At 65.1% G+C, this 24,129-nt stretch carries 23 protein-coding genes and 1 tRNA gene; 11 read left to right on the plus strand and 13 right to left on the minus strand.

What is annotated here, in order from left to right; genetic code table 11:
• Nucleotides 1-73: 73 nt before the first annotated feature.
• The 4 genes from NX773_RS11555 to ilvB all read right to left on the minus strand — a co-directional run bounded on the left by NX773_RS11555 (nucleotide 74) and on the right by ilvB (nucleotide 6,527).
• Nucleotides 74-1,069 (minus strand): AraC family transcriptional regulator, encoded by a 996-nt coding sequence (locus NX773_RS11555; protein WP_258856472.1) that lies wholly within the window; start codon nucleotides 1,067-1,069, stop codon nucleotides 74-76.
• A 288-nt stretch (nucleotides 1,070-1,357) separates the two neighbouring features.
• Entirely contained in the window at nucleotides 1,358-2,500 is a 1,143-nt protein-coding gene (locus tag NX773_RS11560; RefSeq protein ID WP_258856473.1) for a PepSY-associated TM helix domain-containing protein, read from the minus strand.
• A gap of 10 nt (nucleotides 2,501-2,510) precedes the next feature.
• Entirely contained in the window at nucleotides 2,511-4,559 is a 2,049-nt protein-coding gene (locus NX773_RS11565) for a TonB-dependent receptor (protein WP_258856474.1), read from the minus strand.
• Between the two features lie 186 nt (nucleotides 4,560-4,745).
• Nucleotides 4,746-6,527, minus strand: a complete 1,782-nt coding sequence (gene ilvB / locus NX773_RS11570; RefSeq protein WP_258856475.1) for a biosynthetic-type acetolactate synthase large subunit — start codon at nucleotides 6,525-6,527, stop codon at nucleotides 4,746-4,748.
• A 90-nt stretch (nucleotides 6,528-6,617) separates the two neighbouring features.
• Here ilvB and NX773_RS11575 point away from each other — a divergent pair, with 90 nt between their 5' ends.
• Nucleotides 6,618-7,088: an Lrp/AsnC family transcriptional regulator gene (locus NX773_RS11575; RefSeq protein ID WP_258856732.1), complete on the plus strand. Its 471-nt coding sequence runs from the start codon at nucleotides 6,618-6,620 to the stop codon at nucleotides 7,086-7,088.
• Here NX773_RS11575 and NX773_RS11580 read toward each other — a convergent pair.
• The gene (locus NX773_RS11580; RefSeq protein ID WP_258856733.1) at nucleotides 6,987-8,027 is read right to left on the minus strand and encodes a DUF535 family protein; all 1,041 of its coding nucleotides are present in this window, start codon (nucleotides 8,025-8,027) and stop codon (nucleotides 6,987-6,989) included. The genes NX773_RS11575 and NX773_RS11580 overlap by 102 nt on opposite strands.
• 165 nt (nucleotides 8,028-8,192) lie before the next feature.
• On the opposite strand from NX773_RS11580, the gene NX773_RS11585 reads away from it, so the two are divergent.
• The 10 genes from NX773_RS11585 to NX773_RS11630 all read left to right on the plus strand — a co-directional run bounded on the left by NX773_RS11585 (nucleotide 8,193) and on the right by NX773_RS11630 (nucleotide 18,533).
• Nucleotides 8,193-8,897 carry a response regulator transcription factor gene (locus NX773_RS11585; RefSeq protein WP_258856476.1) on the plus strand — a complete coding sequence of 235 codons (705 nt, stop codon included), beginning with the start codon at nucleotides 8,193-8,195 and terminating at the stop codon, nucleotides 8,895-8,897.
• Between the two features lie 53 nt (nucleotides 8,898-8,950).
• Nucleotides 8,951-10,330 (plus strand): sensor histidine kinase, encoded by a 1,380-nt coding sequence (locus NX773_RS11590; protein WP_258856477.1) that lies wholly within the window; start codon nucleotides 8,951-8,953, stop codon nucleotides 10,328-10,330.
• A gap of 119 nt (nucleotides 10,331-10,449) precedes the next feature.
• Nucleotides 10,450-10,815, plus strand: coding sequence for a hypothetical protein (locus NX773_RS11595; protein WP_258856478.1), 366 nt, complete (start codon nucleotides 10,450-10,452; stop codon nucleotides 10,813-10,815).
• A gap of 15 nt (nucleotides 10,816-10,830) precedes the next feature.
• Complete coding sequence (locus tag NX773_RS11600; RefSeq protein ID WP_258856479.1) at nucleotides 10,831-12,099, plus strand: TolC family protein; 1,269 nt, start codon at nucleotides 10,831-10,833, stop codon at nucleotides 12,097-12,099.
• Nucleotides 12,096-13,247: an efflux RND transporter periplasmic adaptor subunit gene (locus tag NX773_RS11605; RefSeq protein WP_258856480.1), complete on the plus strand. Its 1,152-nt coding sequence runs from the start codon at nucleotides 12,096-12,098 to the stop codon at nucleotides 13,245-13,247. The genes NX773_RS11600 and NX773_RS11605 overlap by 4 nt, the downstream gene beginning before the upstream one ends.
• A complete protein-coding gene (locus NX773_RS11610) occupies nucleotides 13,237-16,374 on the plus strand; it encodes an efflux RND transporter permease subunit (RefSeq protein WP_258856481.1) in 3,138 nt (1,045 codons plus the stop codon). The genes NX773_RS11605 and NX773_RS11610 overlap by 11 nt, the downstream gene beginning before the upstream one ends.
• Before the next feature lie 610 nt (nucleotides 16,375-16,984).
• A complete protein-coding gene (locus tag NX773_RS11615; RefSeq protein WP_258856482.1) occupies nucleotides 16,985-17,152 on the plus strand; it encodes a hypothetical protein in 168 nt (55 codons plus the stop codon).
• Nucleotides 17,140-17,670: a hypothetical protein gene (locus NX773_RS11620; RefSeq protein WP_258856483.1), complete on the plus strand. Its 531-nt coding sequence runs from the start codon at nucleotides 17,140-17,142 to the stop codon at nucleotides 17,668-17,670. The genes NX773_RS11615 and NX773_RS11620 overlap by 13 nt, the downstream gene beginning before the upstream one ends.
• A gap of 55 nt (nucleotides 17,671-17,725) precedes the next feature.
• Entirely contained in the window at nucleotides 17,726-18,136 is a 411-nt protein-coding gene (locus tag NX773_RS11625) for a hypothetical protein (RefSeq protein WP_258856484.1), read from the plus strand.
• Between the two features lie 151 nt (nucleotides 18,137-18,287).
• Nucleotides 18,288-18,533 (plus strand): tyrosine-type recombinase/integrase, encoded by a 246-nt coding sequence (locus tag NX773_RS11630; protein WP_258856485.1) that lies wholly within the window; start codon nucleotides 18,288-18,290, stop codon nucleotides 18,531-18,533.
• A 110-nt stretch (nucleotides 18,534-18,643) separates the two neighbouring features.
• Here NX773_RS11630 and NX773_RS11635 read toward each other — a convergent pair.
• From NX773_RS11635 to ybgC, 8 genes are all read right to left on the minus strand, one after another.
• Nucleotides 18,644-18,719 (minus strand) — tRNA-Lys (locus NX773_RS11635).
• A 57-nt stretch (nucleotides 18,720-18,776) separates the two neighbouring features.
• Entirely contained in the window at nucleotides 18,777-19,562 is a 786-nt protein-coding gene (gene ybgF, locus NX773_RS11640; RefSeq protein ID WP_258856486.1) for a tol-pal system protein YbgF, read from the minus strand.
• A 99-nt stretch (nucleotides 19,563-19,661) separates the two neighbouring features.
• Nucleotides 19,662-20,186 (minus strand): peptidoglycan-associated lipoprotein Pal, encoded by a 525-nt coding sequence (gene pal / locus NX773_RS11645; protein WP_258856487.1) that lies wholly within the window; start codon nucleotides 20,184-20,186, stop codon nucleotides 19,662-19,664.
• Nucleotides 20,187-20,234: 48 nt separating this feature from the next.
• Complete coding sequence (tolB, locus tag NX773_RS11650) at nucleotides 20,235-21,509, minus strand: Tol-Pal system beta propeller repeat protein TolB (RefSeq protein WP_258822143.1); 1,275 nt, start codon at nucleotides 21,507-21,509, stop codon at nucleotides 20,235-20,237.
• 32 nt (nucleotides 21,510-21,541) lie between these two features.
• Nucleotides 21,542-22,474 (minus strand): cell envelope integrity protein TolA, encoded by a 933-nt coding sequence (tolA, locus tag NX773_RS11655; RefSeq protein WP_258856488.1) that lies wholly within the window; start codon nucleotides 22,472-22,474, stop codon nucleotides 21,542-21,544.
• 19 nt (nucleotides 22,475-22,493) lie between these two features.
• On the minus strand, nucleotides 22,494-22,925 hold the full coding sequence (locus tag NX773_RS11660; protein ID WP_258822142.1) for an ExbD/TolR family protein: 432 nt from the start codon (nucleotides 22,923-22,925) through the stop codon (nucleotides 22,494-22,496).
• A 19-nt stretch (nucleotides 22,926-22,944) separates the two neighbouring features.
• On the minus strand, nucleotides 22,945-23,628 hold the full coding sequence (tolQ, locus tag NX773_RS11665; RefSeq protein ID WP_258822141.1) for a protein TolQ: 684 nt from the start codon (nucleotides 23,626-23,628) through the stop codon (nucleotides 22,945-22,947).
• A 27-nt stretch (nucleotides 23,629-23,655) separates the two neighbouring features.
• Nucleotides 23,656-24,060, minus strand: a complete 405-nt coding sequence (gene ybgC, locus NX773_RS11670) for a tol-pal system-associated acyl-CoA thioesterase (RefSeq protein WP_258856735.1) — start codon at nucleotides 24,058-24,060, stop codon at nucleotides 23,656-23,658.
• Nucleotides 24,061-24,129 lie beyond the last annotated feature (69 nt).

Genomic DNA, 24,129 nt, shown 5'->3' on the forward strand with positions numbered 1-24,129 from the left:
AGGGAAAGGGCAGGAGACGTAGCGTGGGCAGGAGACCTGCCCACGCCACAGGTGCATCGACGGGACGTTTCGGTCAGGAACGCTGCAGCGTTTCGGACGGAGTTTCGCCGAAACGGCGCTTGTAGTCGGTCGTGAAGTGGCCGAGATGGCTGAAGCCCCAGCGGAATGCGACGGTGGTGACCGCGCCGCTGGAAGGCGGCGTGCGCAGGAGTTCTTCGTGCACCCGGCGCAGGCGCACCTCCTTCAGGAAGTGCATGGGCGAGGTGTTGCGGAAGCGGCGAAAGCCGGCAAACAGCGAGCGCGTGCTGACGCCGGCGTATTCCGCCAGGTCGCCCACCGAGATCGGCTCGTGGGCATGCTCCTCGATGTACTGCTCGATGCGCTTGACGAAGGACGGCGCGATCGACTGCCCCTTTTCCTCGCACAGTTCGGCACTGTAGTTGTTCGGCTGGCAACTGAGCAGCATGCCGACGAAGGTGGTCTCGAACTGGGTGCTGAGCAGGGGCGAGAGCTTGTCCGAGGTGGACAGCACGTCGCACATCCATGCCAGCATCTTGACCATGTTGCGCCCGTCCGGCGTGTCCAGGTTCATGACCGCGTCGAACTCGACATCCTTGTGCAAGGTGCGGCCCAGGTGCTGCTGGCACTGGCGCCGGACCACCTCGTTATCGACCCGGATGATGATCTTGTCGCCACCAAAGTGGTGGATGCGCGTGCGCGCATGCGAGTTCAGCACCACGCCCTGGGTGGACTCGAACAGGGCGCGCTTGCCGTCGGACTCGATGAACTCGCGCCCGCTGATCGGCACCTGGACCAGTGAAAACAACTCCATCACGTCCGGGTCGATGACGGTCTCGCCGCCATAGGTCATGCGGCCCACGCCCAGGCTGTTGACGCGCCGGTAATTGACGCGCGTGTTGAACTTTGGGTCTTTGGAGTAGATCTTGTTACTGCAGAAAATGCGCTCGCCTACCGAGCGCGCCTCCTCGATGTCGGAGGTCTGACACAGGCCGTAGTCGGACAGGACGTTGTCCGCCGGCATGAGGGAGGGGAAAACACTGTGCGCCATAGTTGTCTCTTGGGTGATCAGGCATGGATCTCAGTTTCGGGCGCGCTGAAATACCAGGTTGACCACCCTGTCGGACAGGTGCGGGCAACTTACCGGTTCCTCCGCCCGATGGCGCGCTTGATGTGAGCAGTGGACGAACCTGCTTCTTTTTGATGGTAAGTCGCGCCAACGTGTGGAAAATAGTATGCCATATTCTTGATCCAGATCCGTTCTTTTTTTGCTTCGGTTGTGGTAAGCCTTGCAAAAATTCGGTTTCTGCCCAATGAGCGCGGGCGGCGGCCCGCAGCGTCACATCGCCGGGCGGGGCGCGCGCGCAGCCTGTGCGCGCGCGCGCACCTTGTGCCGCCAGCGGATGACGCCGGTGACGAACAGGAGCAGCGGAACGAAGCCCGACAGGAACACCGCCGCGCGGCCGACAATCCCGAACGCTTCGCCGTTGTGCAGGGGATGGAACCAGTAGGACATGCGCGCTCCCGTGTTGGCCGCGAGCGGGTCATGCGCGGCCAGGATCGCGCCGCTGCCCGCGTCGAGCCAGACCCGGGTTTGGGGGAAGCGGCGGCTTGGCTCGGACGGCTGGCGCATGCGCAGCGATATGGGCGTGTGCGCGGCGCCGCTGGTTTCCACCCAGCGGACTTCGGCGTCAGGAAAGCGCGCCCTGGCGGTGGCGATGGCCTGGTCGAGCGACACCGTATCGTGTTCGTGCACCGTCGCGGACGGGCTGGTCATCGGCGCCGCCGCGGACGGGCTGGAACCCAGGAGCGTGCGCGTCTGCTCGGGAAATGCCAGCGCGCTGCCGGTGAGCGCGAGCACGGCCAGCAAGGGCAGCCAGTACACACCGCTGGAACAGTGCATGTCGTATGCCCGCCGCACGGCGCCGGGGCGCGGCACGATGCGCAGGGCGGTCCAGAACCTGGCCTTGGACGGCCACCACAACTGTATGCCCGTCACCATCACGGCGAAACACAGGATGCCGGCCAGACCCACCAGCACCAGGCCGGGTTTGCCCGACAACAGCGTGTAGTGCAGGTCGAACAGCCAGGTCACCACCGTGTCGCCCCAGAACCGCTTGCTGGTCACTTGCAGCGTCGCGGGGTCCAGGGTCACCAGCAGCGGCGCGAAGTAGCTGCCGGCGCGCTCGGCCGGATGGTAGTAGCGCGCCATCACCGGCGTGTCCTGGTCGAGCGGCAGCTCGATGCGCCACGGGCCGTCACGCTCCGGATAGGTTTGGCGCAGCGCCTGGTGGATCGACTCCACTGGCGGCAAGGCGGCAACCGCGTGCTCGACCCGGGTGTGCGGGTTGAGCGCGCGGTCGATGTCGAGGTAGAACACGAGGGCGCTGCCGGTCAGGCCGAGCAGGACGAACCAGAGCCCCACCACCAGGCCGCTCCAGAAGTGAAGCGCAAGGACGATGCGCCGGACCGGACTTGCCATGTGCGCCGCCTCAGAAGTGCGCGGTGACCATCAGGTTGATGCTGCGCGGGCTGCCAGGCGCATGCAGCGACTGTGTGCCGTCGTGCCACACGTACTCGTAGTAACGGTTGGCGAGGTTGCGCACCTGTAGCTCCACGTCGAAATTGTCCTTCACGCACCAGGTTGCCGACAGGTTTATCAGCGCATAGCCGCCGAACTTGCCGGTCTTGTTGGTGCGTTCCAGGTAGTAGGAACTTTGCCCGTTCATCGATGCCGAGAAGCGCAGGCGGTCGCTGGCTTTGTAGTCGGCCCCGAGGTTGTACAGCAAGTGCGGCACGTGGTCGATTTCATTGCCGAGCGTGGCGATGGAGGCGGCATCGGTGCGCACGATCTTCGAGCGCTGGAAAGCGGCGCCAACCCAGGCTCCCAGCTGTTCGGTGGGCTGCGCGTTGACCTGGATGTCCAGGCCGCGGCGGCGGGTGGCGCCGATGTTCTCGGCATCGTTGGCCGGGTCGTTGAGCTTGCGGCGCGCCTCGTTCGACGCGGTCTGCTCCCACAGGGCCACGCGGCCCTCGATCCAGTCCAGCGGGCGGAACTTCAGCCCGGTCTCCCAGCCCTCGTTGATCGAGGGCGCCAGGTCGGCAGACTGGTTGACCTTGTACGCGGCGGTGCCCACGCCGATCTGGAAAGTGCGGCCCCAGTTGCCGTAGACCGAGTACGAGGGCGCCAGTTTGTACACCGCGCTGATCTTCGGCTGGCTGATCAGGCCATAGTCGTTCACGCCATACGTCTGGCCGCTGAGCAGGTTGGTGTAGGTGCCCGCGATCTTGTCGGCGCGCCAGGCCGGGGTGACGGTCAGCGCGCTGCCGGGCTTGTACACCACCTGCACGAAGCCGCCGGTGGTGTCCAGGTCGAACTGCTGGTTGCGCGTCTGGGCCGTGCGTACCTGTTGCACCGTGTTGTAGCGCTGGCTGCTGTTGTCCTGGTGCTCGGTATCGAGTCCGCCGACGACGGTGAACGCACCGAGCGCCGTGGCGGCGGGGCGCCAGGTGAGCGTGCCGGCCGCGCCGCGGTGGCGCTCGACCACGATGCGTTCCTGCTGCGACACGGTGGCAGAGAAGGTCACGTAGCGGCGGTCGTCCAGGTCGTTCTGGTAGGCCTGCGCGGTCCAGAACAGGTTGCCGGACCACTGGTTTTCCGCCTGGATGGCGACCTGGTTGGTGGAGCGGTGGTCGCGGTCGGTGCGGTTGTGGGCCGGCGACATGTCCGGGTCCTGGCGCGACTGGGCATAGGTCAGGTAACCGGCCTCATCGGCCGAAGCCTGGTGGTGGCGCACGATCAGGCCGTAGCGCGCGCTGCCCTTGTCAGGGGTCCAGAACCACTTGCCCGAAAAGCCGCCTTTCTCTGCCGCGGAATGGTTGCGGTAGCCGTCGGTGCTCTGGTAGTCGAAGCCGTAGTTCTGCGAAAAGCCCTTGTCGTCGAAGCCCAGCGCGCCCTGCAGGTCGCGGGTGTCAAAGCTGCCGTAGCCCAGGCGCGCCGTCTTGTAGTTGTCGCCGATCTTGGTGACGATGTTGGCGTTGCCCGCGATGTTATGCATGCCGTAGCGCGGGTCGTTGGTGCCGCGCACGACCTCGACCGCGTGGATGTCCAGCAGCGGCGCCAGGTCGATGTAGGGCATGTTGCCGTCGTTGCTGTTGCTCGGGATGCCGTCGATCAGCAGTTTGACGGCATTGATCTCGCCTTCACCGTTAAAGCCGCGCATCGAAAACTTGCCCGAGGTCGTGCCCTGGCCGAACTGTGTCAGCATCACGCCCGGAATCTGGCCAAACAATTGCCAGTTGTGGGTGACGGCCTGGTCGGCGATCTGGTCGTCGCGCAGCGTGTCCACCGAGGTCAGCACGTTGCGGGTGGCCAGCGGGCCGGTCGCATGCCCGACCACGATCACGCGGCCCAGTGTCAGGGCGGGCGTGTCAACCGTCGTTGCTTCCTGCGCCGACGCCGGCAGGGCGAAGGCAAGCGCCAACGCGAGGGCGAGCGGGGTGCGCACGCAGCCGCGTGCGGGAGGGGTGTGTCGTTTCACTTTGTTCGTTCCCATGGCAATCCACCTGATGAGTTTGTGGCATCACCTGACGTTGAGAGACGAAACAAGTGATCATGGGCAAATCATAGATTTGAAATGCATCTTAAAAACATGATCCAGATCAAAATCTAGCGTGATCGCGCGTGCGGGCTTTCGCGCGATTGCGGCGCCTGCTTGATCCCGCGCTCATCGATTGGCTTCGTACGAGTGATATTTCGACAGCATCACTTCATGGTGTCCGCGGCCCGCAGGGATCATTGGAAAGCAGTTTTCGGCCGGTTCAACGGCCACGTCGAGCAAAAAGGGCGAGTCGGAGGACAAGCACTGGGCGAGCCCGTCATCGAGCTCGTCTGCCCGGGTTACCTTGCACCCCTTCCAACCAAAAGCGAGTGCCAGCGCAACAAAATCCGGAACGGCTTCCGAGTAGCTATGGCTGTAGCGAGCGTTGTGGTGCAGTTCCTGCCACTGCCGCACCATTCCCATGCAGCCGTTGTTCGACAGGATGACCTTGATCGGGCAGCGGTGCTGCACGGCGGTGGCGAGCTCCTGTATGTTCATGAGGATGGAAGCATCGCCACTGACGCATACGACTGTCTTGCCGGGATGCGCGATCTGGGCTCCGATTGCAGCTGGCATGCCGTAACCCATGGTCCCGGCGCCTCCGGAGGTAAGCCAGCGACGCGGCGTGTCGAACGACAAATATTGTGCCGCCCACATCTGATGTTGTCCCACATCCGTCGAGACGATCGCGTCGCGGCCGTCCAGCGCGCGTGAGAGACGCTGCATCAACTGCTGCGGGACGATACCCGGGAACTTGTGCTCGAACCCAAGGCAATTTTCCCTTCGCCATAGTTCGATGCGCTGCCACCACTGGGCTGTCGAAGCAAGCTGCATTGAGGCAAGCTTCTGGCCGAGGGCGGCCAGGACGGTATGGCAATCGCCAAGCAAACCAACGTCAGCGCGCACAATTTTGCCGATGGATGTGGGATCGATATCAATGTGAACGATGCGTGCGCCCGGACAGAAGTGTTTGAGCTCGCCGGTGACCCTGTCGTCGAACCGGGCGCCCACGCAGACGACCAGATCAGCCTCATGCGTCGCCAGGTTTGCTTCCAGGGTGCCGTGCATGCCCAGCATGCCCAGCCATTGTGGCTGCGATGCGGGAAAGGCGCCGAGCCCCATCAGGGTGAGCGTACACGGCGCATTCTTTTTGCGAACCAGGTCCGCGAATTTTGCACAGGCGAGCTCGCCCGAGTTGATCAGGCCGCCGCCGCCATAAAAGACAGGGCGGCGCGAGCTGGCGATCAAGCGCGCCGCCTTGTCCAGCAATGCATCCCAACGCTCGTCCAGGGCAGGCGGCATCGCAGGTGCGCTCGCCACCGGCTCGCTTCCTGGCTCGACAGGTTCGCATGCCTGTAACTGGATATCTTTCGGGATATCGACAAGCACCGGGCCAGGCCGGCCATCGGTGGCTTGCCGGATCGCGGTACTGATCGTGCTGACAATGTCGTGCGCATTGCGGATCTGTGCGTTCCACTTCGTGACAGCGCGTGAAATGCCGATGGCGTCGCATTCCTGGAACGCGTTCGTGCCGATCAGGGGCGTCGCCACTTGGCCACTGATGCACAGGACTGGAATCGAGTCACAGCTTGCGTCGAGCAGGCCGGAAATGGTGTTTGCGATCCCAGGCCCGGACGTCACGAAGACGACACCGAGACGGCCAGTCGACCTCGCATACCCTTCGGCCGCATGCACCGCCGCCTGTTCGTGGCGCACCAGCACATGGCGCAAGCGCGGTTCCTGGTATAGCGCGTCGTACAACGGCAGCACCGCGCCGCCGGGGTATCCAAAAACGGTGTCCACACCGGCGTCGATCAGCACCCGCAACAGCACTTGTGCGCCCGTCAGCACCCCGCTTGGGCAAGGCGAAAGCGACGAGGCGACTGGTCTTGTCAATGAATCTTCCATGTAGAAATTTTATAAGCGCGGCGGGTGAAAGTGCTTCATAATTTCAATGGTATTGCGCTGAATGGTGAAAAAATAGTGTCAAAACAGGGAATGGATGAAAAATTTTTCGATCGCCACGATCAGGCGATTTTGCGCATCCTGCTGGATGACTCGCGGACTCCCTTGCAGGAGATTGGCAAGGCGGTAGGGTTGTCGACCACCTCTTGCTGGAACCGGATCAAGCGGATGACCGATGCCGGCGCCATCCAAAGCTATACGGTCAAGGTCGATCTTGCGCAGATCGGCTATCAGGACACCGTGATTGTCCAAGTGACCCTGGGCAGCCACAGCCAGGAGACCTTGGATGAGTTTGGCCGCGCGCTCGAATCCATTCCCGAGGTCCTGGAGGCGTTTTTGATTTCGGGAGACTACGACTACTTCATCAGGATTGCGGTGAAGGACACGCGTGACTACGAACGGCTATTGCGGGAAAAGCTCTACAAGATTCCGGGCATCCGCCACAGCAAGTCGAGTTTCGTGCTTCGGACCCTCAAGAAGAAGGACACCCCGCTGACAGGCTGACGACGCCTGATCGGCCGCTTTCCCCATCGCCCACGTCGCAGGCAGGGTCAACGAGGTCTCGACCTTGCGCTGGACAAGACAGATGAGGGCATGGCGCTTGCGCGCTTCCGAGCGTTTGTGCGACGGCACCGAACTCATGTCGCCGCTTGCCGGATTGATGCAGGGAAGCTCAAAGTTGCCATCGCTGCGTTGCGCGGCATGCATTTCGCGCCAGGTCGTGTCGTAATCGGCCGAGATCCGGTCGGTGCGCCGCCAGTTGACGACGATGCGGTTGCGGTTGCTCACCAGGACCAGTTTGCTGCAGCCCAGGCAAGTGCCCAGGTGGCGCAGGATCTCGACCAGGAAGGTCTTCGGCCGGCAGCCGTGCAGTTCGCGGTTGAGCTGCTTGACCACCGCCGCGCCATCGCTGGCGCGCAGGCCCTGCAGGCCGCCGAGCGCCAGGCAGCGCTCCTCCCGCTGCATTACGACAGTAAAGCTGGCGGTGTACACCGTGCGCCCCTGGCAGGACAAGTGCAGCGCAAGCTCGCCTTCCCGGTGCGCATTCCTGATCGCCGACAGGCTCACTTCGAGCATGGCGCCGGACTTGCCGTCGAACCGGGCCAGCGCGACCGGCGCCGCGGCGGCGCGGCGCACCAGGGGGCCGAGGCCGGCGTCGCTGATGGCCGTGTAATGGTTCATCAGCACCCGGACCCGGCTGGCGCAGCTCAGGTGATTGGACAGGTAGGGACGATAAATCTTATGGATGATTCTTGGCAGTCCATCGGCCAGGTCGCGCAGGACCGGGTGTCCCTGGACGTAGCCTTTCCAGCGTTTGGTCTGGCTGGGGAAGAGCGCGGCGCCCAGGAGCAGCTTTACCCTGTCTTTCAGCGTGGCGCGCTCACGCGCGCAGGGATGCAAGTCGGAATACATAAAGAAGAGCAGTGCTCGCTTTTCGGGCACGGGCAAGCGAAGCGGCGAAGTATAGCGGAGCAAGCCTGCTGTAAAGATTACCGTTCCGTAACCTTGGAGGAGCAGGGCAGGGGCCTGGGGGCTCGGCCCTGCATGGTATAGTCGTGGCTGCCTCGAAGTTTGCTCCCACGCCCCAGCCAGGCGCCGTACCTTGCCATGTTCCAGTGCCTCCTCATTGAAGACGACGCCGAGACGCTCAGCTACCTGTCCAAGGGCCTGGAGCGCAATGGCTACGCCGTGACCCCGTGCGAAGACGGCATCCGCGCCGCGCAGCTGCTTGAGCGCGGCGGCTGGGACGTGGTCGTCCTCGACCGCATGTTGCCCGGGGTGGTCGATGGCCTGGCCCTGCTCCGTTCGATCCGCAGCCGCTCGGACGACACTCCGGTGCTGGTGCTGAGCGCCTTGAACAGCGTGGACGAGCGCGTGCGCGGTCTGCATGCCGGCGGCGACGACTACCTGGCCAAGCCGTTCGAGCTGGCCGAGCTTGTGGCGCGGGTCGAGAATCTGGTGCGCAGGGCCGCGAGCGCACGCCTGGCCACCCAGCTGCAGGTCGCCGACCTGCAACTTGACCTGCGCGCCATGCGCGCGTCGCGCGCGGGCCAGCCGATTGCGCTCCAGCCGCGCGAATTTCGCCTGCTCGAATACCTGATGCGCCACGAGGGGCAGATCGTGACGCGCCGAATGTTGCTGGAAGACGTTTGGGACTACCACTTCGACCCGCAAACCAACGTGATCGACGTGCAGGTCAGCCGGCTGCGCAGCAAGGTGGACAAGGGCTTTGATCTGCCGCTGATTCATACCGTACGCGGTACCGGCTATACCTTGAAGGTGCCCGCGTCCGGCGAGGCGTTCGACCTGTAGGCGGGAACGATGTCGCGTACTTCCACCCGACCCAGGCCCGGTTGGCTGCCCCAATGATCGGGTCCCGCGTGAGCTTGCGCGGTTCGATCGCTGCGCGCCTGGCCCTCGGCTACGCCTTGCTGGTCGCGCTGTCGGTCGCCACGCTCGCGGCGGTCTTGTATTTTGGGACCGTCGGGGTGCTCGAGCACTCCGTGGATGCACGGATACGCGCGGTCGCACAGCACCTGCAATCACGTTACCGCGACGGTGGCGCCACCGCCCTCGAGCGTGAAATCGCCATCCAGCTTTCCGACCGCATCGACACCGATACCGAGATCCTGGTGCTGCTGTCGCCGCAGGGGCAGCCCGTGGCCGGCAACCTGGGCGGCTGGCAGGGGCCGCTGCCGAAGGCTGGGGAACTGGCCTATCGCACCTTGACGCGCGACGGCGAGCGCTTTTCGGCGCGCCTGGTCACGCGCGCCCTGGACGGCGGCGCACTGCTGGTGGTTGGACGGGATTTGCGCGAGCTGGACGCGGTCCGTGCCGTGATCGGGCGCGCGTTGTCGCTGGGTGTCGTGGTGTCGCTGCTGCTCGCGCTTGCGGGAGCCCTGGTGTTCCGGCGCCAGCTCGAGCGCCGCATCGGGCAGATCCGGCGCGCCGCAAGGCAGGTGGGGGCGGGCGACCTGACGCGGCGCATCGCGGTGCAGGGCTCGGACGAATTTGCGCGCCTGAGCGCGGACATCAACCAGATGCTCGACCGCATCGGCGAGCTGATGGAAGGCGTGCGCCACGTGTCGAACTCGATCGCGCACGACCTGCGCACCCCGCTCGGGCGGGTACGCGCGCGCCTGGAGACGGCGCTGCAGGAGTCGCGCAGCTGCGACGAGCTGTCCGAGGTTGCGCGTGCGGCGATCGAGCAGATCGACGAGCTGACCGGGGTGTTCGACAAGCTGCTGCAGATCGCGGCGGTCGAATCGGGCGTGGCGGGCGTATCCTTCGCCACGCTGGACTTGCAATCGATTGCCGCCGACATCGTGGAACTGTACGAGCCGGCGGCCGAGGCGCAAGGGGCCTGGCTGGGCATGGCTGCCGGCCCGCCGTGCCAGGTCCAGGGCGACCGCCAGCTGATCGCCAGCGCGCTTTCCAGCCTGATCGACAATGCGCTCAAATATGGCGGCACGGGCGTGCGGATCGCCGTCAGCGTGCAGCCCGAGGCCGACGCCGCGGCGCTGGTCGTGCGCGACGACGGTCCCGGCGTTCCCGCTGCCGACCTGGCGCACCTGTGCGAACGCTTTTATCGCGTCGATCGCAGCCGCCACCTGCCCGGCAACGGCCTGGGCCTGTCGATCGTGAACGCCATCGCGCAGCAGCACGGCGGAAAGCTGATCGTGCACAATACCAGTCCCGGGTTGGAGGTGCGCCTGGTGCTGCCGCGTTTCTCGCACGCCGCCTGAGACACAAATTACGATCCCGTAATCATTACTGAGCTGTAATTTTCGGCTCCGCCTGGCGCCGTATCATGTCCCCCGATCGCAGGCCATCGGATGTGCCTGCATTGATGTCAGGGATTGATATGCGCTTCACTCATGGCCCCGGTTTCGTGCTGGCGCTTTGCCTGGCTGCTTGCGCCCAGCCCGAGGGGCCGCAAGCCGACTGGGAACATGGCGCCCGGCGCGCGCGGGTGATCGGCGCAGCCGATGCCACGCTGGCCAGGTCCGAACTCCCGGCCTGCCTGGCTGCGCTTGGGCCGGACCTGTTGGCGGGCCGCCGCTTCGTCCGGGTCCGATTCTGGAACGGGCACCGTGCGGTCACCGATGTGGCCGAGGTGCCGGCCGAACTGACGCTGCACGAGCGCGACGAGGTCGAGCTCTGGCCCGAGGCCTGCGCCGACGGCCGTCCCGCACGTATTTCCCGCATGCTCGCGGCGCACCGCGAATAGGATTTGGAGTCCCCCATGGTAACGATGTATCGCGCGATGCGATGCGCGCTGTTGGCGTTTGCCGCTTGCGCCGCGCCGGCGCACGCCGCAATGCCGCTGACGCTGGCGCAGGCCGTGCGGCTTGCGCTCTCCCGCAATCATGATGCGCGCCTCGCGGCCATTGCCGTCGATAGCGCCGAGGCCGCGCAGACCCAGGCGCGCGCTGCGCCCAATCCAAGCCTGACGCTGCAGACGACGAACATCAATCCGGCGGCAGGCGTGGGCGCCGGCAGCTTGCGCAGCAAGACCGTCGATAGCACCGTGCGGGTGGACCAGCTGGTGGAGCGCGGCGGCAAGCGCGAACTGCGCGGCGCTGCCGCGGCCCAGCTGGTGGCTGCGGCGCGCGCCGACGCCGACGACGTGCGGCGGCAGCTGCGGCGCGACGTCGGCCAGGCGTACTACGACCTGCTGGCGGCGCAGGAGCGTGTACAGGTGCTGGTCCAGCTTGCCGACTTGTCCGAGCACGCCTTGCGCGCGGCGCAACAGCGCGAACGCGCCGGCGACCTGGCGCCGAGCGATACCCTGCGCCTGCGCATGGATGCGCTGCGCGCCCGCAATGACGCGGACAGCGCCACCGCCAGTCTTGGGCAGGCCCAGCGCGCGCTGGCGCTGCTGCTCGGCGCCGAGTCAGGCGAACTGCCCAGCGCCGTCGATGGCTGGCCGGCCCTGGTGCTTGCCGACCGCGGCCAGGCCCTGATCGAGCGGCGCGCCGACGTGCGCGCCGCCCAGGCGCGCCTCGATGCGGCGCGCGCCGCCCACAAGCTGGCACTGGCCGGGCGTACCCGCGACATCACGGTCGGCGTGCAGTTCGAGCACTATCCGGCCAGCGCAGCCAATCCCCAGGGCAGCGGCAACAGCGTAGGCATCGCCGTGCAGGTGCCGCTCTTCGTGCGCTACGGGATGGAAGGCGAGGTGCGGGCGGCGCAGGCGAGCGTGGACGCGGCGGAAGAAGCGCTGCTGCGCACCCGCCAGCTGGCGCGGGCCGAGCTGGACAAGGCTTCGGCCGAGTTGAAAACCAGCGCAGCCCTGGTTGGGCGATTCGAACACGACATTCTGCCGGCCGCCCGCAAGGCATCGGAGGCCGGCGAATTCGCGTTCAGCCACGGCGCCTCCAGTGTCATGGACGTGCTCGACGTGCGCCGGAGCTACCGGGCGGCCGAGCTGGACGCCATCGCGGCGCGCGCCGATTTCGCCAAATCGGCCGCCGCCTTCGATGCCGCAATTTCCGAGGAAAGCAAAGAATGAAGATCCGTTTCCGATTCATCGCCGCCGCGCTGGCGTGCGGCGCCGCCGCGCTCGCTGCCGCCGAGTTGATCGAGGGCGCGGCGCCCGCTGCCGCCCCGGCAGTCCCGCCACCCGCGCGCACGGCCGACGACATCCGTATTCCCGCAGGCGATCCGCGCAGCGCATCGTTGAAAGTCGCGCAAGTGCAGGCGCAGCCAATGCCGCTGGCCGATGCGGTGGCCGCGAAGATCGCCTACGACGAGGCACACACCAGTCGTATTGCCTCTCCGGTGCTGGGGCGCGTTGTGGCGGCCCCCGTCGAAGTGGGCGACAGCGTGCGTGCCGGCCAGGCGCTGGCGCAGCTCGATTCGCCGGACCTGGCGACGGCGCAGGCAGACCTGCGCAAGGCGCTGGCAGACCAGGAGCGCAAGCGCCTGGCGCTGGAGCGCGCGCGGCAGTTGTCCGGCGCCGGCGTGCTGGCGCGGCGCGAGCTCGAGAACGCCGACGCCGACTTTCGACAGGCCGATGCCGAGACGCGGCGCGCGCGCCAGCGGGTGCGCAACCTGAACGCGGAAGGCGCGGCGGACGGCAGGTTCGCGCTGCGCGCCCCGATCGGGGGGACGGTTGCCGACAAGCAGATGAATCCCGGCCAGGAGGTACGCCCGGACCAGGCCGCGCCGCTGATCGTGGTGAGCGACCTGCGCCACGTGTGGGCGGTGGCGGACGTGCCGGAGCGCCTTGCGGTCGGCCTGCGCCGGGGGCAGGGCGTGCTGGTCGAGGCGGACGCGTGGCCGGGCCGCGCCTTCCAGGCGCGGGTCGAACGCATCGGGGTCGCGGTCGATCCGGTGACGCGCCGGGTGCAGGTGCGCTGCGAGCTCGATAACGCCGACGGCGCCCTCAAGCCGGACATGTTCGTGCGCGTGGCCTTCGTGGGAGACGCGCAGGGCAAGCAAGGCGTTCGGCTGCCCAACACCGCGCTGTTCACGGAGGGGCGGTACAGCTACGTGTTCGTGGAGACCGCGCCGGGCGCCTTCCACAAGCGGCGCGTGGCCGTGGCAGTCGGGGGCGCCGAGAACAGCTATGTGGCCGACGGCCTGGCCAGCGGCGAGCGCGTGGTGGTCGAGGGCGCGCTGCTGCTGAACGCGGAGGCGGCAAGCCATGCTCGCTAAGCTGGTCGATTTTGTCCTGGCCCAGCGCGTCTTCGTGCTGTTCCTGACCGGATGCCTGGCCGCCGCCGGCTGGCGCGCGCTCGACGAGCTGCCGATCGAGGCATTCCCCGACGTGCAGGACGTGCAGGTCCAGGTGGTCACGCAATTGCCCGGGCAGGCGCCGGAAGAAGTGGAGCGGTCCGTCACGCTGCCGATCGAACGCGAGCTGAGCGGCGTGCCGCGCCAGACCCAGATGCGCTCGGTCAGTATTGGCGGCCTGTCGGTCATCACGCTGACGTTTGCCGACGGCACCGACGACTATTTCGCGCGCCAGCGCGTGCTCGAGCAGCTGCAAAACGTGACCCTGCCGCCAGGCGTGCAGCCGACCCTGGCGCCCTTGACCACGGCAGTGGGCGAAGTGTTCCGCTATGTGCTGGAGACGCCGCCGGGAATGGACGAGAACGAGGTGCGCGCCTTGCAGGACTGGGTGGTGCGCCCGGGGCTGCGCGTGGTGCCGGGCGTGGCCGATGTGGTCAGTTTCGGCGGAACGGTGAAAGAGTACCAGGTCAGGATCGATCCGCTTGCGCTGAACCGCTACGGCGTGACGCTCGAGCAGGTGCGCCAGGCCGTTGCCGGCAACAGCGCCAACGTGGGCGGCGGGCTGGTCCGGCGCGGCGACGAGGCGCTGGTGGTGCGCGGTATCGGCATGTTCGAGCGGATCGCGGATATCGGACGGGTCATCGTGAGCGCGCACGACGGGCGCACCGTCCTGGTATCGGACGTGGCGCGCGTGGAAGTCGGTTACCGTCCGCGCTCGGGCAGCGTCGCCTTCAATGGCCAGGACCGCGTGGTCGAGGGTATCGTCCAGATGACCAAGGGCGCCAATGCGGCGCAGGTGGTGGACGGGGTGAAGCAGGCGGTGGCCGCCTTGAACGCCAAGCTGCCGGCCGGCGTGCGCATCCGTACCATCTACGACCGCAGCGAGCTCATCGGTCACACGGTGCGCACGGTGGGCGAGAACCTGCTGGTCGGCGCGGCGCTGGTGATTGCCATCCTGGTCGTATTCCTGGGCAACTGGCGCGCCGCGCTGATCGTCGCTACCGTGATTCCGCTGTCGCTGCTGGCGGCATTCATCGTGCTGGATGCGCGCGGGATTCCGGCCAACCTGATCTCGCTGGGCGCGGTGGACTTCGGCATCATCATCGACAGTGCCGTGGTGCTGGTGGAGGCCCTGCTGGTGCGCCTGCACCTGCAGACGGTCGTCGAGCCTGGCGAGGCTTCACGGCGTGGCAACCAGGCCGTCCGGCAAACCGTGGTGCGGCTGGGCAAACCGATCTTGTTCGCCAAGGCGATCATCGTGGTCGCTTTCATCCCGATCTATACCTTCCAGCGCGTGGAAGGCAAGATCTTTGCGCCGGTGGCGTTCACCCTGACCTTCGCCATGCTGGGCGCGATCCTGCTGACGATGACGCTGGTTCCGACCCTGCTGGCCTGGGCCAACGCGCACCGTCCTTTGCGGGAACGGCCGAACATGTGGCTGCCGCGGCTGCAGGAGCGGTACCGGCGCCTGCTGCTGCGGGCGCAGGCGAACCGTCATGTGGTGTTCGGCGCGTCGGCGTGCGCGCTGGTGGTGGCGCTGGCCGCGGCACCCATGCTGGGCAGCGAATTCCTGCCCAAGCTCGACGAGGGCAACCTGTGGCTGACGATCGAGTTGCCGGCCTCCAGTTCGCTCGAAAAGACGCAGCAGGTGGAAAAGCAGGTGCGCACGATCCTGCGCAGCTATCCGGAAATCGGCAACGTCGTCTCGCATGTGGGCCGACCGGATGACGGGACCGACCCGAAAGGGCCGAACAACATGGAAATCCTGGCCGACCTGGCGCCGCGTGGCCAATGGCGTTTCGCCAGCAAGGACGCCTTGACCGCGGATATTTCGGCGCGCATTCACGCGATACCGGGCATTCCGACCAACTTCTCGCAGGTCATCGAAGATAACGTCGAGGAGGCGCTCTCGGGCGTCAAGGGCGAGATTGCGGTCAAGGTGTTCGGCCCGGACCTTGCCGTGCTCGAGCAAAAGAGCCAGCAGATCGCCGCGATCCTGACGGCCATTCCTGGCGCGGCCGACGTGGAGGCGGTGCGGATCGGCGGCCAGAGCGAGCTCGACATTGTCGTGGACCGCGAGCGCATCGCGCGGCTGGGCGTCAACATCGCCGACGTCAACGCCGCGATCCAGGCTGCGCTGGGCGGGATCGCCGCCAACCAGTTCTACGAGGACGACCGGCGCTTTGACGTCACCTTGCGGCTGGACGAGAAGGACCGCGACTCGCTAACCGGCATCGGCGCCGTGCAGGTCAGCCTGCCGGGCGGGAATGCCACCGTGCCGTTGTCGGATATCGCGCGCATCGCCGTCCGGCAGGGCGCCGCGCGCATCAGCCGCCAGGCCGGCGTGCGCATTGCGTCGGTGAAGGCGAACCTGGTCGGGCGCGACCAGGGGAGTTTCGTGGCCGAGGCCCAGCGTCTGGTGGCGCAGCAGGTGCACCTGCCGCCTGGTTACCAGCTTACCTGGGGTGGACAGTTCGAGAACCAGCAACGTGCGGTCAAGCGCTTGCGCGTGATTGTCCCGGTCACGGCATTGCTGATCTTTAGCCTGCTGTTTGCGGCGTTCCGTTCGGTGCGCCATGCGCTGCTGGTGCTGACCATCGTCCCGTTTGCGCTCATCGGGGGTGTGGCAGGACTTGCGCTGGCCGGCCTGCATTTCTCGATTTCGGCGGCGGTGGGCTTCATCGCGGTGGCCGGCATCGCGGTCCAGAACGGCGTCATCATGGTGGAGGAGTTTGCCAGGGAAGGGCGCAGCAAGGCGCCGCTTGCCGAGGTCGCGGTGGCCGCCGCGGTGTCGCGCCTGCGCCCGATCCTGATGACGGCGCTGATGGCCGGTCTTGGCTTGCTTCCCGCGGCGCTGTCGCACGGGATCGGGTCGGAGACCCAGCGGCCGTTTGCAGTGGTGATCGTGGGCGGCATTGTGTCGGCGACCGTGTTCACGCTGCTGCTGTTGCCACTGGCTTTTCCCTACTTCGTACGCAGGGCCGAGCAGGACGAGTCAAATGACGACGGGCGTGACGAGCAGGCGCTGCCTGCGGCCCGTCCCGAATGATGTCCGGTTCGCTGTTCCCGGTTTGCGGCCTGCCCGGGCCCAACATTAACCAAGTGTAATCCTTGGACCTGCGGCAATGGCATACGATGGGGGAGTTCTCCCTAGTGAGCCATGGCCGTTCGGGGGAATCCTCTGGGTGGTCTTTGCCGATGTGCGATACATCGGCATTTTTTTTGCAGGCACAAAAAAGGGCGTCACGATCAGGGCTCAGGATGTGCAACCGCCACGGGCGTGACGCCGAATACGCCAAGTTGACCATCGACTTCCGCTTATGTTGTCGCAGTCGGGGGCACTAGCCCCGCAGGGGCGACGCGACTGAGCGCCCGCAATGCCTGAGCACGGCAGCGAAGCCATAATTCACGATTGTTTGTCAATCAGACAAGAGCGGCGAGCTGATGACAGCAGGAATTCCTTCTCGAGATGGGCGCCATCGGCGAGCTACCGCGTGAATGCGCAGTGGCAGCCAAACTCATCTTCTGGCCCGTCACCCAGCATGCGCGAAACCTAAATCACGAAAGGAGGTGCCTGATCACCAGCATGAGTCGGCTCCCTGTGTGTTCATTTCGATGGCAGCCGTCGCTGCCATATTTCCCAGACGGTGAGCCCGAAGATGACCAAGACCCACCACAAGTTCCTGTTCCAGGGCACCCACCGGGCAACGGTGGCGACGGCGGTGGCGGCAGTGGCGGAGGTGGGCAGGGTGATGACGACACCGGCGAGATTCCTACAGGTGGTGGCGGTGGTGGTGACACTGGCAGCACCGACATGCAAGTCGTGACGATCAAGGGCACCCCTGACTCGGTCGCCAAGATCCCAGTGATCAAACTGCCTCCGGGTAGCCCGGTATACGACTACAATCCGCCGCTGCTGCCTCGAGACGCCCCAGATTGGGTCGTTGCGCAGATGTCGTCCGAGCCGGATACGTGTCCGGATGCGGGAATTGTCAAGGTCTGCATCCGGGGTAAGTGTCCACCAGACCGGTTGCCAGGCCACCAGTATTTTTTTCCGCAACGGATGTGCGATTGGTCGCATGTCTTCTGCAATGAAGGGCAGGAAAGCGCCAGTGATAATGAGCGCCAACCTGGTTCAGAAACCAGCGGCAAGACTCAAGCCGAACTGGACGAAATCTGCGTGAACAACAACAAGGTAGAGATCGACGTGTGCAAAGCTCACTTTCCACCAAGTCGGCAGTATCGCGAGTACAAGGTGTGCGAGGAGCAGGCCAACAGGCGAATGTACGCATGTTTTGCAACCGCGAGTAAACTGACTGATAACGGCGCTCATCCGGCACCATGACACGTTGTTCCACCCCAGGCAGTCGGCTGGGGGCGCTAACCAAAGGAGCAAATACATGTACGAACCGAAACTGACCATTGCCCTTGCCCAACGTGGCGAACAGCCGGTCCTGCTGATCAGCCGGAACGACAATGCCGTGTTCAATAGCATTAACTGGGAACTGGCGCTGCTAGCCGATATGGGCTATTTGGGCGCCTGCGCCCATGTCGGTAAAGCCGCACTGAGGATGCTGGAACTGGCGCATCCGCGAGTCTTCGACGCTTGCCCCGACCTCAAGTCCCCAGATGAGCCGGACGCGAGCGATGTCTTGCGGTATCTGCTGCACCAGTCATTTCTCGAACACACCCGCGCTTACGTCCCTGCCATCGATAGCCTATTGAAGCGCCATCGCGACACGATCGACAGCAGCACGCGCGAACACTGGCCGGAAACGCGCGATCACATCCTGCGCCAGTTCACCGACTGAATCCGTTCGCGAGCGCGACTGACGGCGTTCGCGCCAGCGGCGCCAGCACCACGGCACACTGGATACTCGACTCGCGGGTTGCCGTCATCGACGCGGACGGCATCGGGCTCGACTGGGGCTGAAACGGCAGCAAGGCCGCCACCCCGAGCGCGTGCTCATCTACAAAGGCAAGCCGCTGGGGCAGGTGAACACCGAGGGCTGGCACCACTCCCTTCGTCGCACCGGGATCGCGAACGTCCGCTGGCGCGGCCTGCGGCATACCTGGGCCAGCTGGCTGGTGCAGCAAGGGACGAAGTTGTACGACCTGCAGGAGATGGGCGGCTGGAAGACGGCCGTGATGGTAGGGCGTTACGCGAATCCGGCCCGGGCCAACATGGCGCGGCACAGCCGTGATTGACGACGTACTGCACGTCACAAATACGGCACAAGGATGGAAGCGCGGACTGCCGCGGGCACAAAAAAGGCGTCACGATCACTCGTAACGCCTTTTTCTGATACTGCAAATTCTGGTAGGCCGTGCGTGGCTCGAACACGCGACCAACGGATTAAAAGTCCGCTGCTCTACCAACTGAGCTAACGACCCGAAAGAAGCAAGATTATATGGGCTGAGCGCGAACGTGTCAAACGCTCACGCATCCCGTCATTTCTTCTTGGCGGTCTTGGCCGCCACCGGCTTGAGCGCGGCCAGGCGGTCCTTGGCGGTCTGTGCGGCCGAGGTGTCCGGGTATTGCTTGACCAGCTGGGTCAGCGCTTTGCGCGCCGCCTTGTCGTCGCCCAGCTCGGTGTAGTTGCTGGCGATATTGAGCATCGCGTCGGCGGCCTTGGGGCTGGTGCTGTAGTTGTTCACCACGGCTTCCTGCGCGGCGATCGCGTTCTTGTAGTCGCGCTGCGCGTAGTAGGCGTTGCCCAGCCAGTACTGGGCGTTGGCGGCATACGCCGATTGCGGGAAGCGCTTGACGAAATCGGCCAAGGCGGCGGTGGCGCCCTTGTAGTCGCCCGACTTGAACAGCTCCATCGCCGTGTCGTACGACTGCTTTTCGGTCGGCAGCACTTCTGCGGTGCGGCCATCGATGGTGGCCTGCTGCGGCTCGAGCTTCTTGATGCGCGCGTCGAGGTCGACGTAGTAATCTTTTTGGCTCTTCTGCACGTTGGCCAGCTGGTTGGCCAGCGTTTCGACCTGGTCGCGCAGGCGCGCGATTTCCTGCATGGTTTGCTCGTGCTGGTTGAGCATGTCCAGCGCGGTCGATTTGTCCGACTTGGTGTCGATGCGCGCGTTCAGGTCGCGCGCCATGGCGTCGATCTTGGCGCGCAGGTCGAGGATCGCCTTGCGTGCTTCATCATCTTCGAGCAGGCCGGCAGAGGCGTGCAGCGGCAGCCAGGCAGCCAGCATCAGGACGGCAAGACGGGACTTGGACAACTTGATCATGATTGACTCTTTCTAACGCTGTAACGTGCAAATAAATAACGGGGCGGTCGCAGTCTGCACTGCGCGCCGCCCCGTGTCAATCAGCCGAGTCCGACAGGATTATTGATACACGATGTCGGCGCGACGGTTTTCTGCCCAGGCAGCTTCGTCGTGACCTTGTGCCTTCGGCTTCTCTTTGCCCAGCGACACGGCTTCCATCTGGCCGTCAGCCACGCCCAGCGCGCCCATGGCCTTGCGCACGGCTTCGGCACGCTTCTGGCCCAGGGCCAGGTTGTACTCGGTGCCGCCGCGCTCGTCGGTGTTACCTTGGATCAGCACTTTGCGCTGGGTGTTCTTGGTCAGGTAGGCCGAGTGGTTCTGGACGACCGGCTTGCCGTCGTCACGCACGACGAACTTGTCGAAGTCGAAGTACACGCTGCGGTTCGCGAGCACGCCTTTCGGATCGTTCAGCGGGTCCACCACGTCCGGGGTCACCGGCTTGACTTCGCGGTTGTCCTGCTGGGCGACCGGTGCCGGTGCCGGGCTCTTGTCGACCACCGGGGTCTCGTTCAGTTTGGTCGAGCTGCAGGCGGACAGCAGGGCGGCCGCGCTCACGATGAAGGCTACACTCTTGATGTTGCGCATGTTTTTTCTCCTGGTTGTAAAAAAGGACTTCAAATCATTACTGCATCATTACTGCATGAAAGGACCCCAGGTGGGCTCCTTGATGTTTCCCGCTTGGGTGGTCAAACTCTGCTTCACCCGTCCATCGACCGAGACCACGGCAAGCGAGCGCTGCCCGCCGCTATGGGTCGCATACATGATGTACTTGCCGTTAGGCGAAAAACTCGGTTCCGAGGCGTCGTCCGCCAGACGCAGTTCCTGGCCCGAGGCCAGGTCCATTGCGTAGAGCGAGAAGGCGCCGTTGCGCTGCGAGATGAACGCCAGGGTTTTCCCGTCTGGCGAAATACGCGGGCTGATGTTGTAAGGACCGTTGAAGGTCACGCGCGAGGCGTTGCCGCCGGATGCGCTCATCTTGTAGATCTGCGGGCCGCCGCTGCGGTCGCTCATGAAGTAGATGGTCTGGCCGTCGGCCGAGAAGCGCGCTTCGCTGTCGATCGCCGGGTTGTCGGTCACCCGGTGCAGGCCGCTGCCATCGGCATTGACCGTGTAGATTTCCGTGTTGCCGTCCTTGGACAGCGAGATCGCCAGCTTGCTGCCGTCCGGCGACCAGGCCGGCGACGAGTTGTTGCCCTTCTGGTTAGAGATCAGGCGGCGCTGCCCGGTGATCAGGTCTTGCATGTAGATGATCGGCTTCTTCTTCTCGTACGAGACGTAGGCGACCTTGGTGCCGTCCGGCGACCACGACGGGGAGATGATCGGTTCCGGCGACATGAAGGCCACCTGCACGCCGGCGCCGTCCGAGTCGGCCACTTCGAGGCGGTAGCGGAATTTGTCGCGCGGGTTCTCGCCCACGTACGAGATGCGGGTGGCAAAGATGCCGCGCACGCCGGTCAGCTTTTCGTACACGTCGTCGGCGATGCGGTGCGCCTGCAGGCGCGTGCTGCGCGGTTGCACGGCGTCCGACAGCGACGAGATCTGGCCGGCCTTGATGGTGTCGAGCAGCTTGTAGCGCACCGCCAGGCGGCCGTCCGCCAGCTTTTGCACGCTGCCCACCACGACCGCGTCGGCGCCGCTGGCTTTCCAGGCGGAGTAGTCGATGCTGGCGGTTTCGGAGATGGCCTGGCGCGCGTCGATGACCTTGAACACGCCGCTGCGCTCCAGGTCCGCGCGGATCACGGCCGACACCTGTTCCGGCGCCACCGATTCGTCAGCGAACGCGGCCACCGCGACCGGGATCTGGTTGTTGGACACGCCGGCGATCTCGACGTGCAGCTGCGCCTGGGCCGTGCCCATCAGCAGCGTCGCGGAAAACAGCAGGTAGTGTAGTTTTTTCATGAGCCTCATTAATCAATGGTTGTGGTTCGACCTGGTGCCGTTCAGTCCTTCATTTGGAACGAGATTTCCAGTGAACGCTCTACCGTACCATCTTTCTTTTTAGGCAGTGGTGACGATTTGGAAATACCGCGCTCCACGGCGTCGTCGAATTCCGGCATCCCACTGCTCTTTACCTTTCTCACCGAGATGATCTCGCCCGTCGGCAGCTGCTCCACCTTGAACGTGACCGTCGGGTTGCCCGGCACGTCGGTGTTGCCGGCGTAGCTCGTCATGCTCTTGATCTTCGCCCTGAGCGCGGCCTCGTAGCCGGCGTCGCGCCGCGGCGCGGTCGCTTTCGCCGCCGTGCCGCTGGTGCCCGCGCCGGCCTGGGCCATCATGCGCGCCATGTCCTGCGCGCGCTGCTTGTCGAGCAGCGCCTTCTTCTGCGCTTCCGCCTTGGCCTTGGCCGCCTTCTCGGCTTTCTCGGCTTCCTTCTTCTTCAGTTCTTCAGCCTTCTTCTCGGCTTCCTTCCTGGCCGCCTCTTCCTTGGCCTTCTTGTCGGCTTCCTTCTTCGCCTCTTCCTTGGCCTTCTTGTCGGCCAGTTCCTTGGCCTTCAGCTCTTCGCGCTTCTTCTCTTCGGCGAGCTCCTTCTTGCGCAGCTCTTCCTTGCGCTTCTTCTCCTGCTCCAGCCGGATGTCCGGCGCGGGCGCCGGCGGCGCCGGCTGCTCGACCACCTTGGGGGCGGGAGCGGGTTCGGGCTGCGGCTCCGGCTCCGGTTCCGGCGCCTCGGCGGGCGGCGGGGGAGGGGGCGCGGCGGTCTGCACCTTCATGTCCCACACCTCGGCCTCGACTGCGGCCGGTTTGTTGTTCTGCCAGCTGATGCCCACCCACAAAAAGGTGAGCAGGAACGCGTGCACGGCCACGGCCAGCACGATCGCCGACCAGCGGCGCGGTTCCGGCGGCACCCGGTAGGGGCCGCTGCTCGCTTGCTTCATTGCTGACATGGCTTGCCAATCACTTCGTCGCCAGCCCCACCCGGTTGATGCCCATCTTCTTGGCTTCGGAAATGAGCTGGATGACGTCGTCGTACTTGCTGTCCTTGTCGCCCGCGATCAGCACCGGGTAATCGGGATGTTCCTCGTGCATGCTGCGCAGGCGGTCGATCACCGCGCTGCGGGTGGGCATGCGCGCCTGCGCGCTCGAATTCTTGCCCTGCACGCCGATCGTGATCTCGGCGTTCGGCTGGATCTGGATCTGGATGTAGTCGTCCGGCGGCAGCGCCGACTTCTCGGCGGCCGGCAGGTTGATCACGCTCGGGTTGTTGGCCGGCGGCGTGACCATGAAAATGATGAGCAGCACCAGCATCACGTCGATGTACGGCACGACGTTGATTTCGGACTTGAACTTTCTGCGGCGTCCGCTGCGCAGGCTGCTGGAAAAGGCCATCGTCATTCTCCGCTTTCGCTTAGCGCGACTGGCGCTGCAGGATGTTGGAGAACTCTTCGACGAAGCTCTCGAAGCGGATCGCGAGGCGGTCGATGTCGTGGGTGAAGCGGTTGTACGCCACCACCGCCGGAATCGCGGCGAACAGACCGATCGCGGTGGCGATCAGCGCCTCGGCAATGCCCGGCGCCACCGCCGCCAGCGTGGCTTGCTGCACGTTGGCCAGGCCGCGGAAGGCGTTCATGATGCCCCACACGGTACCGAGCAGGCCGATGTAGGGCGAGACCGAGCCGACCGAGGCCAGGAAGTTCAGGTGCGTGTCCAGGCCGTCCAGTTCGCGCTGGAAGGCGGCGCGCATGGCGCGGCGGGCGCCGTCGAGCACCGCGCCCATGTCCAGCGCGTCGCGCGAGGCTTGTTTGCCCTTGATGAATTCCCCCATGCCGGCTTCGAAGATGCGGGCCAGGGCGCCGCTCTGGTCGCGCTGGCTGCTGGCCATCTGGTGCAGGGTGTGCAGGTTGCCGCCGGCCCAGAAGCTGCGCTCGAACTGCTCGGTCTGGCGGCGCGCCGCACGGATCGCGAACAGCTTGCGGAAGATGTAGCTCCAGCTCGTCAGCGAAAGTGCGAACAGCAAGGCCATGATGATCTGCACGATCAGGTGCGCATTGCTGATCAGGGCGACGAAGGAAAGATCTTGCACAGCGTTCATCGGAATGTATTCGGTCAAATATAATTGTCAGACGGCATGCATTTTAGCAGCGACTTCGTCTGGAAGGGAGCGGGGGCGCATGGTAGCCGCATCGACGCAGCCAACTTTCACGTGCGCGGAGGTCAACAGCTGCTCGCCGCGCCAGGCCTGCTGGAAGAACTGGACCGTGGCCCGGCCGAGCTTGTGGATGGTGGTGGCGATACGGATTTCATCGTCCAGCCGCGCGGGCGCGTTGTAGTCGATGCTGGCGTGCTTGACGACGAAGGCGACGCCTTCCCGCGCGAGCAGTTCTTGCTGGCCAATACCGGCAGCGCGCAGCCACTCGGTGCGCGCGCGTTCGAAAAACTTCAGGTAGTTCGCGTAAAACACGATGCCGCCGGCGTCCGTATCCTCGTAATACACACGGACTGTCCAGTCAAAAACTGAAGGCATTTCATTTGCCATAAGTGTAAGTGGGCAACATTTTACGCCATTTTGTGCAACTTATCGCAGGGAGGCGTA

The sequence above is a fragment of the Massilia solisilvae genome, assembly GCF_024753215.1.
GTDB classification, from domain to species: domain Bacteria; phylum Pseudomonadota; class Gammaproteobacteria; order Burkholderiales; family Burkholderiaceae_D; genus Telluria; species Telluria solisilvae.

Bases quoted from the DNA above. Each gene is read 5' to 3' on its own strand.
- NX773_RS11555 (WP_258856472.1), bottom strand. From the start codon at position 1,069: ATGGCGCACAGTGTTTTCCCCTCCCTCATGCCGGCGGACAACGTCCTG.
- NX773_RS11560 (WP_258856473.1), bottom strand. From the start codon at position 2,500: ATGGCAAGTCCGGTCCGGCGCATCGTCCTTGCGCTTCACTTCTGGAGC.
- ilvB (WP_258856475.1), bottom strand. From the start codon at position 6,527: ATGGAAGATTCATTGACAAGACCAGTCGCCTCGTCGCTTTCGCCTTGC.
- NX773_RS11575 (WP_258856732.1), top strand. From the start codon at position 6,618: ATGGATGAAAAATTTTTCGATCGCCACGATCAGGCGATTTTGCGCATC.
- NX773_RS11585 (WP_258856476.1), top strand. From the start codon at position 8,193: ATGTTCCAGTGCCTCCTCATTGAAGACGACGCCGAGACGCTCAGCTAC.
- NX773_RS11590 (WP_258856477.1), top strand. From the start codon at position 8,951: ATGATCGGGTCCCGCGTGAGCTTGCGCGGTTCGATCGCTGCGCGCCTG.
- NX773_RS11595 (WP_258856478.1), top strand. From the start codon at position 10,450: ATGCGCTTCACTCATGGCCCCGGTTTCGTGCTGGCGCTTTGCCTGGCT.
- NX773_RS11600 (WP_258856479.1), top strand. From the start codon at position 10,831: ATGGTAACGATGTATCGCGCGATGCGATGCGCGCTGTTGGCGTTTGCC.
- NX773_RS11605 (WP_258856480.1), top strand. From the start codon at position 12,096: ATGAAGATCCGTTTCCGATTCATCGCCGCCGCGCTGGCGTGCGGCGCC.
- NX773_RS11610 (WP_258856481.1), top strand. From the start codon at position 13,237: ATGCTCGCTAAGCTGGTCGATTTTGTCCTGGCCCAGCGCGTCTTCGTG.
- NX773_RS11615 (WP_258856482.1), top strand. From the start codon at position 16,985: ATGACCAAGACCCACCACAAGTTCCTGTTCCAGGGCACCCACCGGGCA.
- NX773_RS11620 (WP_258856483.1), top strand. From the start codon at position 17,140: ATGCAAGTCGTGACGATCAAGGGCACCCCTGACTCGGTCGCCAAGATC.
- NX773_RS11625 (WP_258856484.1), top strand. From the start codon at position 17,726: ATGTACGAACCGAAACTGACCATTGCCCTTGCCCAACGTGGCGAACAG.
- ybgF (WP_258856486.1), bottom strand. From the start codon at position 19,562: ATGATCAAGTTGTCCAAGTCCCGTCTTGCCGTCCTGATGCTGGCTGCC.
- pal (WP_258856487.1), bottom strand. From the start codon at position 20,186: ATGCGCAACATCAAGAGTGTAGCCTTCATCGTGAGCGCGGCCGCCCTG.
- tolB (WP_258822143.1), bottom strand. From the start codon at position 21,509: ATGAGGCTCATGAAAAAACTACACTACCTGCTGTTTTCCGCGACGCTG.
- tolA (WP_258856488.1), bottom strand. From the start codon at position 22,474: ATGAAGCAAGCGAGCAGCGGCCCCTACCGGGTGCCGCCGGAACCGCGC.
- NX773_RS11660 (WP_258822142.1), bottom strand. From the start codon at position 22,925: ATGGCCTTTTCCAGCAGCCTGCGCAGCGGACGCCGCAGAAAGTTCAAG.
- tolQ (WP_258822141.1), bottom strand. From the start codon at position 23,628: ATGAACGCTGTGCAAGATCTTTCCTTCGTCGCCCTGATCAGCAATGCG.
- ybgC (WP_258856735.1), bottom strand. From the start codon at position 24,060: ATGCCTTCAGTTTTTGACTGGACAGTCCGTGTGTATTACGAGGATACG.